We start from the raw sequence: 15155 nt of genomic DNA, 5'->3' as shown, positions 1-15155 counted from the left end.
GGACGGGGAGCTGCTTCCGGGACCACCTCCGCACCCCGCCGGGTAGGCTCCAAAGGTGGGCACCGACGAAGACCAGATGCTGTCACTCGTATACGCGAGCACGGCGACACAGCCGTTCAGCGACGACGACCTCACCGCCCTGCTCGCCACCTGCCGCGAGAACAACGCCCGCGCACAGCTCACCGGCATGCTCGTCCACCGCGACGGCCGGTTCCTGCAGGTCCTCGAAGGACCGGAGCCCGCTGTCCGCGAGCTCATGGACACCCTCGCCGCCGATCCCCGCCACACCGGCATCCGCGTGATGTTCGAGGAGCCCATCCGCGAACGCCAGTTCGCCGCCTGGACGATGGGCTTCGAACGCGCCGACACCGGCTCCGCCGCAGACCTCGACGGCTACCGCGACACCTTCGATGACCTCGACCGCGACGACCCGACCGCCACCATGCGCGCGCTGCAGGAACTCGCCCGCTGGTTCCGCAGCCGCGCCATGCGGAGCTGAGTCGCGCTCAAGCCCGCGCTCACACCCGCAGTCAGCCTGCGAGGTTGCCGATCGGGCTGTCGTCGAGGTTCGCGAGCAGCTCCGCGACGTCGCCGTAGACCGCGACCGCACCAGCGTCACGGAGCTCCTGCTCACCGAACCCACCGCTGCGCACCCCGATGCACTCCACGCCGGCCCGCGCAGCCGCCTCGATGTCCCAGACGGCATCGCCGACCATGACCGCCCGCGACGCCGGCACGCCCGCACGATCGAGCGCGACCTCGACGATGTCGGGCTCCGGCTTGGCGGTCTCCACGTCACCGGACGAGGTCGCGGCGAAGATCGTATCGTCGACGTCGAGCAGCTCCCGCAGGATCTCGAGCTCGTTCTCCGGTGCCGAGGTCGCCAGCACGACAGCGATCCCGCGCCCCGCCAACTCACCGAGCAGCTCGCGCGCGCCGCCGATCACCCGCAACCGTGAGGTGTTCTGGAGGTAGTACTCGCTGTGCAGCTCTTTCGCCCGCTCGCCGTACTGCTCGACCTCGTCGGAACCGTCCAGCAGTGATTCGAGCAGCTCGCCGCCGTCCTTGCCGATCGAGCGGTGGATGCGCCACGCGTCGACCGGTCTGCCGGCATCGGCGAACGCACGATCCCACGCGTCGACGTGCAGGTAGTTCGAGTCGACGAGCGTCCCGTCGATGTCGAAGAGCACCGCGATGCGGTCGTCGGAGTTCTCGGGGACGGTGGTGTCAGCTGGTTCGGACATGCGACCAGTCAAACCCGCGAGCCCGCGATTGTGAAGCGGTGGTCATTCGCCACAGAACGTGCGAGCCCGCCGTGCCGCCCGCTACTGGAACCGACTCGTGAAGACCACCGAGCTGGTCGCATCGTCGAGGAACACCTGTGTCACACGGCCGTCCTGCGAGAAGGCGTCGTCGAGCGCAGACGAGCGCACGAACGGTCCCGGCGGCAGTGCGTCGTCGAGTCCGGGGTCGAGGTCCGGAAGCTCCGCGCCCACGTCCGAGCCCGCCTCATCGGGTGCGAGCGCCCGCAGTTCCGCGTATCCGGCCTCGTCCAGGACGACGACCGCATCGATCCAGTACGTGCTCGGGCCCGGAACCCGCTCGTCGCCCATGGTCCCCGACATCCAGGTCGCTGAGAGCGCGCTGGCGAGTTGTGGGAAGCGGTCGGTGAGGGGGCCGAGCTCGTGCCGGATCTCACCGGTGCCCGATCGGGTGGCGGATTCCGATGCCGATGCGGATGCCGCCGTCGTCCGGTCCGGCGAGGGCGACGACGCGCAGCCTGCGAGCAGACCGGCGACGACGACCGCCGTGGCCACGAGGGTCGCGCGCGGCGCGAGACGGCGACGTCGATCATGCATCCGAGCAGTCGTGTCCATGCCAGCAGCCTAGAGGTCGTCGATCACTGTCCGTTCGGCCAGCCCGGGACTGTGCGGCAGGCGGGGGTGCCCGGAGCGGCTTGCGCCGAGGCTGGAGCCATGAACCTCTCCACGCATCCCATCGAGGCCCGCGGGCTCCGGAAGACCTTCCACGGTCGCCCGCGCGTCGACGACGTGTCCTTCACCGTCGACCCCGGCCGGGTCGTCGGACTCCTCGGCCCCAACGGTGCCGGGAAGACCACCACCATCCGTCTGCTCCTCGGTCTGGTCCGGCCGGACGCGGGCGACGGTCTCATCCTCGGCCGCCCGTACCGCCAGCTCGAGCACCCCGCTCGTTCCATCGGCGCCGTCCTCGACGCCGGCGGACTCCACCCGGCCCGCACCGGGCGGCAGCACCTCCGCATCGCCGCCGCACGGATCGGGGTCGACGCGGCCCGGATCGATGCGGTCCTCACCGAGGTGGGGATGACTCGCGACGCCGACCGTCCTGCGGCCGGGTATTCGCTCGGCATGCGTCAGCGGATCGCGATCGCCGCAGCCCTCCTCGGCGAGCCTGCCGTGCTCATCCTCGACGAGCCGTCGAACGGTCTGGACCCGGCCGGCATGCAGTGGCTGCGACGCCGGCTGCGTGCGTTCGCCGACGCGGGTGGGACGGTGCTGCTGTCGTCCCACCTTCTGTCCGATGTCCAGGACATCGCGGACGACGTGGTCGTCATCACCGACGGTCGCGTGCTGGCCCAGTCGTCGATGGTCGACATCCTCGCCGCATCGGGCGGTGGCCTCGAGGCGTACTACCTCCAGGTCACCGGAACCGCCCAGCTCACCGAGAACAGGGAGGTGCGCTGATGTTCCGCGCTGAACTCATCGGGCTCGTCACCACGACCGCGACGAAGGTCACCGCGGCGGTCGCCGTCGTGGGACTCATCGTCACGCAACTCGCCTTCGTCACCCTCATGCCCGCCCTCGCCGACGGCGACATCGGTCCTGGCCTCGATGCCCTCGGGAGCGACTTCCCCGTCCTGGACCTCGCCTCCCGCGCCGTCCAACTCGACGCGCTCAACCCCCTCGGAGCGTCGATGGGCAGCGGCTCCATCGGCGTCGCACTCCTGGCGATCACGTTGCTCGGTGTGCTCGCAGGCACGAGTGACGACCGCTACGGCGGCATCGTCGGTGCTGTCCTCGCTTCACCCAAGCGGTTCCGCATCGTCGCAGCCAAGGCGGGCGCGGTCGTGCTCGCCGGCGTCGCCCTCGGTGTCGTACTCGCCTTCGTCAGTCTGGTCACGCTCGTGATCACCCTGGCGGCGACTGGAACGCCCTTCGTCCTCGGTCTCCCGGACCTCGCAGCACGGTTCGGGCTCGGTGTCCTCGCCGTCACCGCACTGTCGGTCATCGGCCTCGCGGTCGGGCTCATCGTCCGCACTCAGCTCGCCGGCGTGCTGACGATGATCGCGATCCTCATCCTCGAACCGATCGTCGTCTCGTCGATCCAGTTGGTCGGCGGCGGTACTCCGCCGGTCTGGACCCAGTTCCTGCCTGTCGCACTCGCACAGGGCGTCATCCACGGCGGAACGGACGGGCTCGGGCCGTTCGTCGTCATCCTCGCCCTCGTGGCCCTCACCGCCGCCCTCACGGTGGCCGCATCCGCTGCGCTCTCGCGCCGCGACATCTGAAAGGAATCACCCACATGAACGACCAGAACCAGACGCACACCAAGACCCAGACCACGGCACAACACCAGACCCGTCACCGCACGCTCATCGCCGTCTCGGCCGCCGCCGCGCTGCTCGCAGGAACCGTCTCCCTCAGCGCCTGCTCCAGCGCCACAGAGCAGACCGCCGGCACCGGCTCCGAATCGGGCCCACTGCAGGACCGGATGCAGTCGCTCGTCGACGCCGGCTACCCCGCTGCGCTCGCCTCGGTGATCGGACCGGACGGTGAGGCGATCGACGTCGCGGCCGGTATCGGCGACCTCGCGACCGACGAGTCGGCCCCGATCGACGGCGAGGTGCGGATCGCGAGCAACACGAAGATGTTCGTCTCGACCGTCGTCCTGCAGCTCGTCCAGGAGGGGAAGGTCGCGCTCGACGCCCCGATCGACACCTACCTCCCCGGACTCATCACCGGCGACGGCATCGACGGCACCCGCATCACGGTCCGTCAGCTGCTGCAGCACACGGCGGGGCTCCCCGAGTACGCCGACCAGATCGCCGCCGACGCGTTCGCGGCACAGGAGCGCTACACCTCGCCCCGCGACATGCTCGACATCGCCCTCGCCAAGCCGGCCGTGTTCGCGCCGGGGGAGCGCTGGGCGTACAGCAACACGAACTACCTCGTGCTCGGACTGCTCGTCGAGGCCGTCACCGACCGTGCACTGCCCCAGCAGATCGACGAGCGCATCGTCAAACCGCTCGACCTCGAGCACACCTACTTCCCGGCGCCGGGCGAACGCGAGCTGCGCGGTGAGCACCCGCACGGGTACCACGCGAAGACCGTCGGCGACCTCCTCGACATCACGGCCCTCGACTCCTCCTTCGCCTGGTCCGCCGGGGCCATGGTGTCCACACCGCACGAGCTCAACGTCTTCATGCAGGCCCTGCTCGACGGTGAACTCCTGAACGAGGAGAGCCTGGCCGAGATGCAGACCACCGTTCCGGCGGGCGACGAGCTGTGGCCGGAGGCGACGTACGGGCTCGGCCTGCAGAGCTACCCGCTGAGCTGCGGTGGTGTGGCCTGGGGCCATGGCGGCGACATCCCGGGAACCCAGACGCGCAATGCGGTCGGTCCTGACGGCACGGCCGTCACCATCGCCGTCACCGCGCTGCCGTGGGCGGTCGTCTCGCCCGACGACAACGAGCGGTTGATGGAGCAGTACCGGATCGTCGTCGACGCCCTCGACGCCACCCTCTGCGAGCGATGACCGCTGCTCACCGGACGCCGAGCGCCGGCCCCCACCGGGGTCGGCGCTCGGCGTGGTTGACTCGACCCATGACCTCTCCCGCACGGCCCGCCCCGCTCGCGGCCCGTCTGCGCTCGGCGCTCCCGCCGGTCCTGGTCCTCGCCGGTGCGGTCGGGTATCTCGGGGTCGTCCCGTGGGTCGACGAGCTGCACGCCGTGCCGGGTCGGATCCCGCCGTGGGTGCATGTGGCCCTGGTCGTGCTCCAAGCCGTTGCGCTGCTGCTGCGGAGCCGGTACCCGGTCGTCGTGTTCGGGGTCGTGGTCGCGCTCGACCTCGTGATCCTCGGCAGCACCGGCGGTGAGCTCGGTCTCGGCTCGTTCGGGGTGATCCTCGCCACCTACGCGCTCGCCCGTCGCGAGGACCGTCGAACGGTGGTGGCCGCACTGGTGACGGGCGCGGCGGCCACGACGGTCATCGGCGGCATCGCGATGGCCTTCGGGTCGTCCGAGGAGCCGCTCATCCTCGTGTTCGCGGCTGTCGCGCGCATCGTGCTGCAGTACGTGCTCCCGGCCGGTGTCGCCGAGTACACACGGGGGCGCGAGCGCCTGCTGTCGGCGATCGAGGACCAGGCGCGCATGGCCGAGAACGAGCGGCGGATCAGTGTGCAGAACGACCTCCGCGCCGAGCGCACCGCCCTCGCCCGGGAACTGCATGACATCGCTGGGCACCACCTGTCGGGGATCATCGTCAGTGCCCAGGCGGCCAGCGCGCTGGTCGAGCGTGACCCGGAACGCGCTCGGGCGATGCTCCAGACGGTGCAGTCGGACGCACGGACGACGCTCGTGGATCTGCGGCGGACGGTCGGCCTGCTGCGCAGCGACGATGCGGACGTCCAGCGCGGCGGAGACGGATCGACCCTCGGGCCGGCGACCACACCGACGATCGCGGCGATCCCGGAACTCGTCGAGGCGGCGCGGTCGCGTGGGCAGCACGTCGCGTACACCGTGACCGGTGAGCCTCGTGTGCTGGGGCCGCTCGCGGAGACGGCCGCGTACCGGACCGTCCAGGAGTCGCTGGCGAACGCCGCCCGGCACGCGCCCGGGGCCGTGTGCCGCGTCGCGGTGCGGTTCGAGGTGGACGCGATCGAGCTCACCGTGACGAACGCCGCGTCCTCGCAGCGGCCTGCTTCACCGTCGCGCGACGGCTACGGCCTCTGGGGCATGCGCGAGCGCGCGGAGCTCATCGGAGCGCGTTTGACCTCGGCACCGACGGACGAGGGCGGGTGGCGCAACCGCCTGACCATCCCTGACGAGCACCGTCCCGACCAGCAGGGTCCCGACCAGCATCGGAGTGATTCATGATCCGCCTCCTCATCGCCGACGACCAGGCGGTCGTCCGCGCCGGCCTCTCGGTGATCCTCGGCGCCGAACCCGACATCGAGGTCGTCGGTGAGGCGATCGACGGTGCCGACGCGGTGCGCTTGGCGAAGGAGCTGCGGCCCGACCTGATCTGCATGGACATCCGGATGCCGGGCACGGACGGGATCGCGGCGACCCGCACGATCACGGCGGACCCTGAGCTCGACGCCGACGTCCTCGTCCTCACGACCTTCGACGTCGACGCGGATGTGTTCGCCGCCCTCGAGGCCGGCGCAGCAGGTTTCCTGTTGAAGGGCGCAGACGAGGCGACGCTGCTCGCCGCGATCCGCTCCGTCGCGGCGGGGGAGGGGACGCTCGACCAACGACTCACCCGTCGCATCCTCCGGGAGTTCTCTGAGCGCCGACGCGAGGCCCCGGTCACAGCAGCGCCGGTCGATTCGCCGCTGACCGACCGCGAGTTCGAGGTCCTCGACCTCCTGGCGCAGGGACTCTCCAACGCGGAGATCGCCGAGCGGCTCTTCGTCGAGCCCACCACGGTGAAGTACCACCTCGCCGGCCTGCTGCAGAAGACCGGAGCGCGCGACCGCCTCCAGGCCGTGTTGTGGGGGATCCGCGCGGGGCTCGTCGACCCGCGTTGAGCTGTGGGTGGCGAGCCGTGAAGACATAATAAATATTATCAGCGATATTCCCGCCAAGTAGACCACGGGCGTAGAAGCCTCGATCATGGCCTTCGATTTCGCGATGTGAGCGCGGTGTAGCGGGTACTACCCGCGCCAAGCAAATAGGCGTATGTCAATCCGTATAGACGGCCGCTGGCGAGCGCTGAATACCGCCTGCGCCGACACTCCGACGCTCCGTGCCACGGAACCGGCGTCACTGCTGGAAGCGAGGCGGTGAATCACTACTTCCGCCGCGCCCGCCTCTCACCGGTGGGCTTCGAGCCTAGCGAAGCAGAGGGGCGACACGCCAAGTCCACACTGAAGCACTCGTGCGCGTTTCATGTGTAATACTAAAGCTAAGCCACGGGGCGTGGTGCAGCACCGTAGAGGAGTCCAGATGACCGCCAGTTCCGTAGTAGAAGCACTCGGTGGCCACGCGGATGCGGCGCGCGACCTTGTGGTGGAGGTCGTACGTGCTCGGCACGATCGGTCTGTTGAAGCGCACGAGGCTTCCGGATCCCGCCACCTGCTGGGTTTCGGGAGCCAGTGGCGCGATCTCTACGACGAGACGAATGACGCCTTCACTGACCGCGGCTACAGGAGCTACCGGCTGGCGCCTGCGGGCTGGCGCCTGCCGATCGTGAACGGATGCCTCCTCGTCGTGTGGCGAGTTCCTTCACGGGCGAATGCCATCGACGGCTTCGCGTCGAGCAAGACCTGGCGGAACGGCTTCTTCGCACAGGCGCCGCTTGAAATCTTCGGTGACAGCTTCCTGAACGGCGGGGAGAACGCTCGAGATGACGCCGAAGAGGCCGCGTTTGAGAACCTGGTCGAGGCGGCTGGCGCCGTGATGCCGGTTGTCTTGGTGATGATGCACTCCACGCCTCGTCAGCTGTCCTCGATCGAGTGGGCCTTGGCAGAGTATGAGTCTGCCACCGGCCTGGTCCGTCTTCAGAGCGAGGAAGTCCTTTGGCGACCGGAGCTTGTTGATGCCGGTGCTGCCACGGATGTGGAATCGTTCGACAGCGGTAGTCCGGTCGCGCCCTCCATCGCTCTGCAGAGCGAGGATCAGCTCCGCTGATGAATGACGTCCCTCCCGCCCTCTTCGAACTTCCGGCCGCCCGGGGGTCGTACGGCCAGTTTGAACCTGCCCGGCTGACTCAAGCCCGGGTTCGAAGCGGTATGAGCAAGTTGGAGCTAGCCGCTGAGGTCGACGTCTCGGCAGCGGCGGTCGGCCAGTATGAAGCGGGCGTGAACGCACCTCGACCCGAAGTGGTGGAGCGGCTGGCTCGCACTCTCGATGTGCGGCCGGAGTTCTTCAGCGTCGGTCGGCCACTCGCTCGTATCGATTCGGTCAACGCTCACTTTCGAAGCCTGCGCTCAGCACGTGTCAGCGATCGCCAAAAAGCGCTTTCGATCGCGACATTGATCTGGGAACTGACGTTCGCTCTTGAGCGGTATATCAAGCTTCCCGAAGTCGATCTCCCCGCAGTGGTTCAGGGCAGCTCGCCGTCGGCGGCTGCGACGGCCCTTAGATCGCATTGGGGCATTCAAGAAGGCCCGGTCAGGCACCTGGTGGCAACCGCTGAATCGCGTGGGGTTGTTGTCGCGACGCGCCCCCGCAGTGAGGTGGAGTCGGTGGATGCCTTCTCGGCGCGGATAGTCGAGCGTCCGATCGTGATCACGACACCTCGTCGGAGTGCGAACGTGTTCAGGCACCGGTTCTCCATTGCCCACGAGATCGGCCACTTGTTGCTGCATTCAGAGTCGCAGGAACAGAGCGCAGCGATCGAGCGTGAGGCAGATGAATTCGCAGCGGAATTCCTCACGCCCACCAAAGCCATGGAGGCTGCTCTGCCACAGCGACTGGACCTCGCAACTCTTGATCGCATTGGGAGAACCTGGGGGGTGTCTCCGCACTCGCTTATCCGGCGGATGACCGAGCTGGGGCGGGTAACCGACTCGTCCGCGCGTCGCGCCTTCCAGCGACTCGCGGCGACGAACGATCCCGCAGCAGACCCTACGAGTTCCTACGCTGGAGAGATTCCGACTCTTCTGAACCGCGCCGCGGAGCTCGCCGCGGAACACGGAGTTACCGTGCCGACGATCGCGGAGGCGCTCCGGCTGCCGCCGGCGCAGGTGCGCGGACTCCTCGGCGTGCCGGATCAGCGACCAGTGCTTCGCCTCGTGGGGAAATAGAACTCGAGCACCACGAGGGCAGTTCGTCGCGGTAATGACCCCAAAACAACGCCGACAGCGAGGTTTGCCTCAGTGGTGTCTCGAGCGATGCCGCGAGATAGCCCTGCAGATGTTGAGTGTGGTTACTTACTCTGGATCAGGCGCTGCCGCGCCTGATCATAAACGTGCTCAGCGATCTCACCGGACATGATCATCGCCACAGCAGTATGGATCACGTTGAGGGGCACAACGAACCACTCCGACGGATCGTAGTTTCGACCTGTTCCGTCGACCTGTGTCAGATCCAGTCTGACGTCTGCGAATACCCGGTGCAGCAGATGCTCGAGTGCCGAGGCCTTGACGTTGTAGAGGCGATAGTCGGCGACGATTCTGACGGGGGCCATCAGGTATGTCGGCGAGTTCAGGGCGCCCTTGACGCGCTGTTCGACACTCGTGGTTGAGAAACCGATTTTGTGCAGATTCGGCAAATTTGAGATTAGCGGGTCAGCGCTCATCGATTGCAGGACGTAGATGTGGCCGCTCTCGATATCGGCATCGAGGATTTCGCTCGCATCGATCCCGGTGCGGGCCAGGACTTGCCCTTGTGCCTCGTACATGCGTGTCATGAGGCTTTGCCGATACATTGCCGACTCGGTGCCGTTTTCGAACACGACACGCAGCCGTTGCTTTTTCTTCTGCTTGCCGCCCACGACGAGGTCCACGTCCTCGCCTACGTCGGCGACGAAGCACATGACGCCGCTGAGAATGAAGAACACACCTTCACGGATGAGATCCATCCCAGTGAACGTCTGGAGCTCAAACGTGCCGTCGGCCAGCTCAGCGTGCTTGGCTTTGAACAACGGCTCAAACATTGCAAAATCTTCGGACTTGACGCGCTGCGCGACCGATTCCGGTGCCTCGGGACGTTTGATCGCAGGCAGGTCGGAAACGTCCAGGATCCCAGCCGCGTCGCCCAGGAGGTCGTCGAGGTCGTCGCTCTCGAGGAGTTCGTCGAGGGACGTTGGCCCAGCTGGCGCTTCGAGTAGTCCGAACTCGTCGAGGTGTTTGACTGCGGATGCTTTCTTGTCGTCGGCGAGGAACCCATCGAGCCGTGCTCCGAGTTTTCGTTCAGCGATCTCGCGGGTCTGCGAGCTCGGGACCCGACCCTCGGTGCGACGGAATTCGACGATTTCGAGGAACGCCCGCTCGAGGCGGTCCGAGGAGGTGAGCTGCTTTGGTTTCTCTGGAGCGGTGAATAGGTCATCGTCGAGGATGTCGTCGAGCGTGAGGACGACGTTGTCGTCGTTCGTGGAGTCAGCCGGCGTCACGATGGCTCCACCACTTCGTTTGCGCGCTGTTCGGCTTTACGCTCAGCGGTGCGTCTCTGGAGATACAGCAACGCAGTGGCGAGTCGCTTCTCCGTTGGATCCTCGGACCGAATGTCCGGGTTCCTGCCGTTGACCTGTCGCCACGTCTTGATCTTCGGGACCAGTGCCAGCGCCTCGTCGTCCGTGAACTCAATCTTCGTCGCCGTGATTGTGTCCTGAATGATCCGCAGCACCGACGGTGTGACCGACTTCGAGAGCACCTCGAATGCACGCTGAAACGGGTTCACGGAGTCGATGAGGTTGATGTTGATGTCATCGATATTGACGAACTTCTCGGCCATCTTGATGAAACGTTTATCGCCGACCTCGTGGACTTCGCTGTTCTTGATGACCGAGTCAACGACGACCTGCTGGCGGACTTCCTCGACCTGCGTCTCGTCCAGTTCCGGGTATTTTTCACGGATGATCTTAGGGATCAAGATCTTGTTGGTCGTCTCCGCGTCGATCGAGCCGGCCGCAGCGCGCGCGAACGTGTCGTCCTGCAGGATGGTTGCCTTGAGGTCGTTGAGGTCCGTCGCGACGATCTGTTTCACCCGCTCGCTCGTGGGCTCCTTGAATCCCTTGATCTTCAGCTCGCCCTTCTTCGCCGGTTCGTCGTCGAACGTTTTCGTTTTGAACGTGAAGTTCTGCGCGAGCACCTGCTCCATGAGCAGCGATGCCGTGATCGCCTTGAGCATGTTGTTCACTGACACCTTGACCTCGCCCTGTGATGCGTCGGGCTCGGCGACGAGGTTCGTGAACTGAGCATGTTTCTTGCCCTCACTGTCGCGTGTCACTCTGCCGATGATCTGGATGACCTCCGTGAGCGAGGCGCGATACCCGACAGTCAGCGCGTGCTCCGCGAAGGGCCAGTCGAAACCTTCCTTCGCCATGCCGAGGGCGATGATGATGTCGACGGCGTCACGTTGCTTTGATGCGGTGTGTGTGAGGTAGTGGAGGGTGTCGCCGCGCTTTTTCGGGTTGGTGTCGTCGACGAGGTCCGCGACCCGCACGATCGCACCGGTGTCGGTGCGGCGCACGCTGATGATGCCCGTGTCGGGGTCGGTGTCCTCGACATGCCCGATGGCGTCGATGATGAACCCGACCTCTTCGATCTTGTCTTTCGTTGATTCGGCGGCGTTGACGCTCGGGATGTGCACGAGCGTCTTCTTGTTGAGGTCGAGGACTTCATGGATCGCTTCGGTGTAACGGCCCTGATAGAAGTGGTGGCCGATACCGAGCGAGCGCAGGTACTCGTAACCGTTTAGCTGGTCGTAGTAGTTGAATGTGACCGGTGTGAACTTCGCTTCATCCTCGGGTGCGAGCACTGGCACTGAGTCACCACGGAAGTATGAGCCTGTCATCGCGACTATGTGCGCGTCGGAACCGTTCATCACGTCGCGCAGCAACGCGCCAAGCCGTGAGGTTTCGGTGTCCGCGGAGACATGGTGGAACTCGTCGATCGCGAGAACGGTGTCGTTGAATGCCTCGGGTGCGAGCTTCTCGAAGGCGAAGCGCAGTGTCGCGTGTGTGCAAACGAGCACCGCGTCGGGTCCCTCGAGGAATTTCAGGAACGCGTCGACTTTGCCAGCCGAGGATCCTGCATCGCAGAGGTTGTTATCGTCCTTGACCTCCCAGTCGGCCCAGAAGCCGAAGGTCGTGAGGTTTGTCGAGTCGAACGAGGCACCGATCGAACGTTCCGGCACTGCAACGATGACTTTCTTACGGCCCTGGTTGTAGAGCTTGTCGAGCGCGACGAACATGAGCGCACGCGACTTCCCGGACGCCGGCGGGGCCTTCACGAGCAGATGCGGGGCTCCCCGCTTGGCGAAGACACGTTGTTGCATTTCGCGCATGCCGAGCCCGTCCGTGTTGACCGAGGCCTTCGTCTGGGCATACGTGACGTCAACGACGTTGACGGGCTTATTGATCGCGTTCACTTTGATGCAGCCTTCCTCGGAGCCCTAGCCTTGTTCGTAGGCGGATTCGCGGCCTCGGCGGCGGTCATGCGCTCGTACAAGGAGAACAGGCCCGACAGACGCTGCTCATCGGTCTCGTACGGCCTCTTGGAGTAGATCGAGTCCACGAGGGCATCGATCTCAGCGTGTGCATCACGGAGGTCGCGTGGCATCTTGTTCGGGTCGTACAGCTCAGCCAGAGTTCGTTCGCAGTGGTACTCGCGCACGTCGAGCACGCGCAGCGCGGCGACCGTCAGTTTCTCCTTCACAGCACCCGAGAGCGGCGGGACAGGAAAGTTGTTGTAGACGATCGTGTTCGAATACTGGTAATCCTCGCGCATGCGGCCTGAGACCGCATTAACCCACACCATGTGCATTTTGGAGGTCAATAGCGCGAACACCCAGGGCTCAGCATCGTAAACCGCGAAAGCCTTGTTCGAAATGACGACATCAGGGCCGAGGTAGCCCATCGGGATGTACTCGCGTCGACCCGAGGAAATACTTGGCACGATGACCGATTCGGTGGGTTTGTACGCACGCTGGATGAATCGATGCGGCTCTGCTGCAAACTTCTTGGAGATTCCGCTGGTGTTCTCAGCTGAGCGTGCTAGCTGCACGCGAACCAAACGATCATGAACAGCAGGAATGCCGTTCGCGTCTTTCGAGAATTCGTCAGGGATCCACAGGCAGAAACGTTCTCCACCGTTGATGAACTCCGATGACCCCATGTACTGCTTGACTAACGAGGCTGCCCCCGGATCCGTGGAGAGCAGGTCAGTTCGCTCAGCCCGGCTCAAGATGAGGTGGCCGCCATCGGTGGGCTTCGAGCCGAAGGCCATGGGCGGGAGAGCATCTGAGATCGGTTGTGTCCGCCGCGCAGCCATGACGTTCGGGGCGTCAGTCAGATAGCCATTGATGTTGTTCGCCACGATCTGCAGGTCATCGGTGTAGATGTACTTGGGTGCAGAGGACTCGTTCCGCAGATTGATCACTGCCACAGTCACGCCAGCGTTACGCTTCGCGTTGTTCTCCCACTTGAACGACGTGTAGGCAAAACCGATCTCAATGCTCATGTCAAAAATGGACGGGAACAGGAGACTCACATGCTCACCCTGGGCGACAGAATTCGTAGTGACGAATGCGAGTTGAGCCCGAGTTCCCTTGATGTAGTCGGATCCCTTCATGAACCAGAGAGCGATGTAATCTAGATTTTTCGAGAAGGGACGGACGCCAAACACTGGCTCAAAATCCGCTTTCTGCTCGGCGGTCTGCATGCTCGATCCGACGTACGGCGGGTTACTGATTAGGTAGATCTCCGTTTGAGCGTCGTTGGGGCAGGCATCGTTCCAATCCACACGCGTCGCGTTTCCTGCGCGGATCTGACCGGTCTCCTTGAGCGGGATCAGAGGAATCGAGACGCCGAACTTCTCGCGGAACTCCCGATTCATCTGGTGTTTCGCGATCCATAGTGACAGTACGGCCACCTCGGCAGCGAAATCATCGATTTCGATGCCGTAGAAGTTCTCAATGCTGATTCTCGAATCCGACCACAGCACCTGGTACGTCGAGCTGAGCTCGGCAAGCCGCCCGAGGATCGCGTGTTCGACTTTCCGTAGCTCCTTGTACGCGATGATGAGGAAATTGCCCGACCCGCACGCCGGGTCGAAAACCTTGATGTCGGCGATCCTGTCTAGCAGGCGGACGAGACGACGTTCGCTGTCGTACGCCGCATCGAGCTCCGCCTTCAGAGCGTCGAGGAACAGTGGCTCGATGGTCTTGAGGATGTTCGGTACCGACGTGTAGTGCTGACCGAGGTCGCTGCGTTTGCCTGGTGTGACGATTGCTTGAAACATCGACCCGAAGATGTCCGGGTTGATCTCACGCCAGATGAGCATGCCTGACGAGATCAGCTCCTCGCGAGCCGTCTTCGTGAACCGCGGCACCACATGCTCGTCGGTCATCGCGAAGAGGCGACCGTTGACGTAGGGAAAATCTGCGAGGTAGTTCGGTTTATCCGTAGGACTTTCGGTATCGAGGGCCACGAATACGTCCGTCAAGAACTCGGCGGCGTCTGATCCGTCAGCCTGCGTGTGCGAGCTGACGGCGTTCGTGAATTGGTTCTCCTTGAAGATCCCCGTGTCTTCGGCGAAGAGGCAGAACAGCAGGCGTGTGAAAAAGATGTTGAGGGCGTGCCGGCCGCGGTCGTCATCGAAGAGTCCGGGGTTCGCGTGCAGCAGCTCGTCGAAGAGCCTGCCCATGCGCTCAGCAGCTTTGACGTCGGCGTGAGCTTCGGCGAGGTACTGAGCCTTCTCCATGCCTGCCCATGGCAGGAAGAACGTGAAGTGCTGGTCGATCTCGCGGATCGGGAACCCGATCATCTGGCCGGTCTTCGAATCCGTCACGATGAGATCGACGTAGTCGGTCACGATCACGAAACGTGTGCTGAATCGGACGACTGCCGGCGAGGACTTGAGCTCCTCGATAACCGCGAGTGGGTCTCCGGTGGTCTCTTTGAAGTAGACCGTGTTCTTCTGCGCGACTTCAGACATCGGATCCACGGCGACGTTCAGCGCCCCGTTGCGCAGCCGGGTGACGTTGCCCTGCGGTTTCCCGAACGCAAGGAGCAGGTCGAAGATGAACTCACGGTCGTAGCTCTCACGACCGGCAAGCGGCGCGACGCGCTCTTCGACGGCTTTAAGACTCAGTCTCGCCATCGGTGTTTCCTATTCTCGTGCACGCTAGAGGCAGTGGAAGTGACCCGCAGATCTACGCGCATATCCGCTCGACCCTGAGCCGAAAACATTGCGCCGGTCAAGCTTATCCACGAGCTACAGAATGAGG

The 15155-nt window shown here is 64.7% G+C and carries 13 protein-coding genes; 8 read left to right on the top strand and 5 right to left on the bottom strand.

Going from position 1 to position 15155, the window contains the following annotated elements; all coding sequences use genetic code 11:
• Positions 1-55: 55 nt before the first annotated feature.
• Entirely contained in the window at positions 56-499 is a 444-nt protein-coding gene (locus BIU99_RS11465) for a BLUF domain-containing protein (protein ID WP_254773613.1), read from the top strand.
• A gap of 31 nt (positions 500-530) precedes the next feature.
• Here BIU99_RS11465 and BIU99_RS11460 read toward each other — a convergent pair whose 3' ends face one another.
• Both BIU99_RS11460 and BIU99_RS11455 read right to left on the bottom strand, forming a co-directional pair.
• On the bottom strand, positions 531-1244 hold the full coding sequence (locus tag BIU99_RS11460; RefSeq protein ID WP_071261311.1) for an HAD family hydrolase: 714 nt from the start codon (positions 1242-1244) through the stop codon (positions 531-533).
• 81 nt (positions 1245-1325) lie between these two features.
• Positions 1326-1877, bottom strand: a complete 552-nt coding sequence (locus BIU99_RS11455) for a hypothetical protein (protein WP_139205418.1) — start codon at positions 1875-1877, stop codon at positions 1326-1328.
• A 99-nt stretch (positions 1878-1976) separates the two neighbouring features.
• Between BIU99_RS11455 and BIU99_RS11450 the strand changes: the two genes are divergently transcribed.
• From BIU99_RS11450 to BIU99_RS11420, 7 genes are all read left to right on the top strand, one after another.
• On the top strand, positions 1977-2723 hold the full coding sequence (locus BIU99_RS11450) for an ABC transporter ATP-binding protein (protein ID WP_071261307.1): 747 nt from the start codon (positions 1977-1979) through the stop codon (positions 2721-2723).
• Positions 2723-3547 carry a hypothetical protein gene (locus tag BIU99_RS11445; RefSeq protein ID WP_071261305.1) on the top strand — a complete coding sequence of 275 codons (825 nt, stop codon included), beginning with the start codon at positions 2723-2725 and terminating at the stop codon, positions 3545-3547. Before BIU99_RS11450 ends, BIU99_RS11445 begins: the two co-directional genes overlap by 1 nt.
• Positions 3548-3561: 14 nt before the next feature.
• Positions 3562-4794 (top strand): serine hydrolase, encoded by a 1233-nt coding sequence (locus tag BIU99_RS11440; RefSeq protein WP_083397315.1) that lies wholly within the window; start codon positions 3562-3564, stop codon positions 4792-4794.
• A gap of 68 nt (positions 4795-4862) precedes the next feature.
• On the top strand, positions 4863-6134 hold the full coding sequence (locus BIU99_RS11435; protein ID WP_071261304.1) for a sensor histidine kinase: 1272 nt from the start codon (positions 4863-4865) through the stop codon (positions 6132-6134).
• Entirely contained in the window at positions 6131-6790 is a 660-nt protein-coding gene (locus BIU99_RS11430) for a response regulator transcription factor (RefSeq protein WP_071261303.1), read from the top strand. Before BIU99_RS11435 ends, BIU99_RS11430 begins: the two co-directional genes overlap by 4 nt.
• A gap of 418 nt (positions 6791-7208) precedes the next feature.
• Entirely contained in the window at positions 7209-7892 is a 684-nt protein-coding gene (locus tag BIU99_RS11425; RefSeq protein ID WP_071261302.1) for a hypothetical protein, read from the top strand.
• Complete coding sequence (locus tag BIU99_RS11420) at positions 7892-9010, top strand: XRE family transcriptional regulator (protein WP_071261301.1); 1119 nt, start codon at positions 7892-7894, stop codon at positions 9008-9010. The genes BIU99_RS11425 and BIU99_RS11420 overlap by 1 nt, the downstream gene beginning before the upstream one ends.
• Positions 9011-9132: 122 nt before the next feature.
• On the opposite strand, the gene BIU99_RS11415 is transcribed toward BIU99_RS11420, so the two are convergent.
• Genes BIU99_RS11415 through BIU99_RS11405 form a run of 3 tightly spaced genes read right to left on the bottom strand, consistent with a single transcriptional unit; the run spans position 9133 to position 15028 of the window.
• Positions 9133-10317 (bottom strand): GIY-YIG nuclease family protein, encoded by a 1185-nt coding sequence (locus BIU99_RS11415; protein WP_139205417.1) that lies wholly within the window; start codon positions 10315-10317, stop codon positions 9133-9135.
• Complete coding sequence (locus BIU99_RS11410) at positions 10314-12296, bottom strand: DEAD/DEAH box helicase (RefSeq protein ID WP_071261299.1); 1983 nt, start codon at positions 12294-12296, stop codon at positions 10314-10316. Before BIU99_RS11410 ends, BIU99_RS11415 begins: the two co-directional genes overlap by 4 nt.
• Positions 12293-15028, bottom strand: a complete 2736-nt coding sequence (locus tag BIU99_RS11405; protein WP_071261298.1) for a DNA methyltransferase — start codon at positions 15026-15028, stop codon at positions 12293-12295. The genes BIU99_RS11410 and BIU99_RS11405 overlap by 4 nt, the downstream gene beginning before the upstream one ends.
• Positions 15029-15155: the final 127 nt, after the last annotated feature.

Source organism: Plantibacter sp. MMLR14_011, from assembly GCF_001865025.1.
Classification (GTDB): Bacteria; Actinomycetota; Actinomycetes; order Actinomycetales; family Microbacteriaceae; genus Plantibacter; species Plantibacter flavus_A.
Note: the sequence above shows the minus strand (reverse complement) of the source record. Positions and strands in the feature narration are given on the sequence as shown.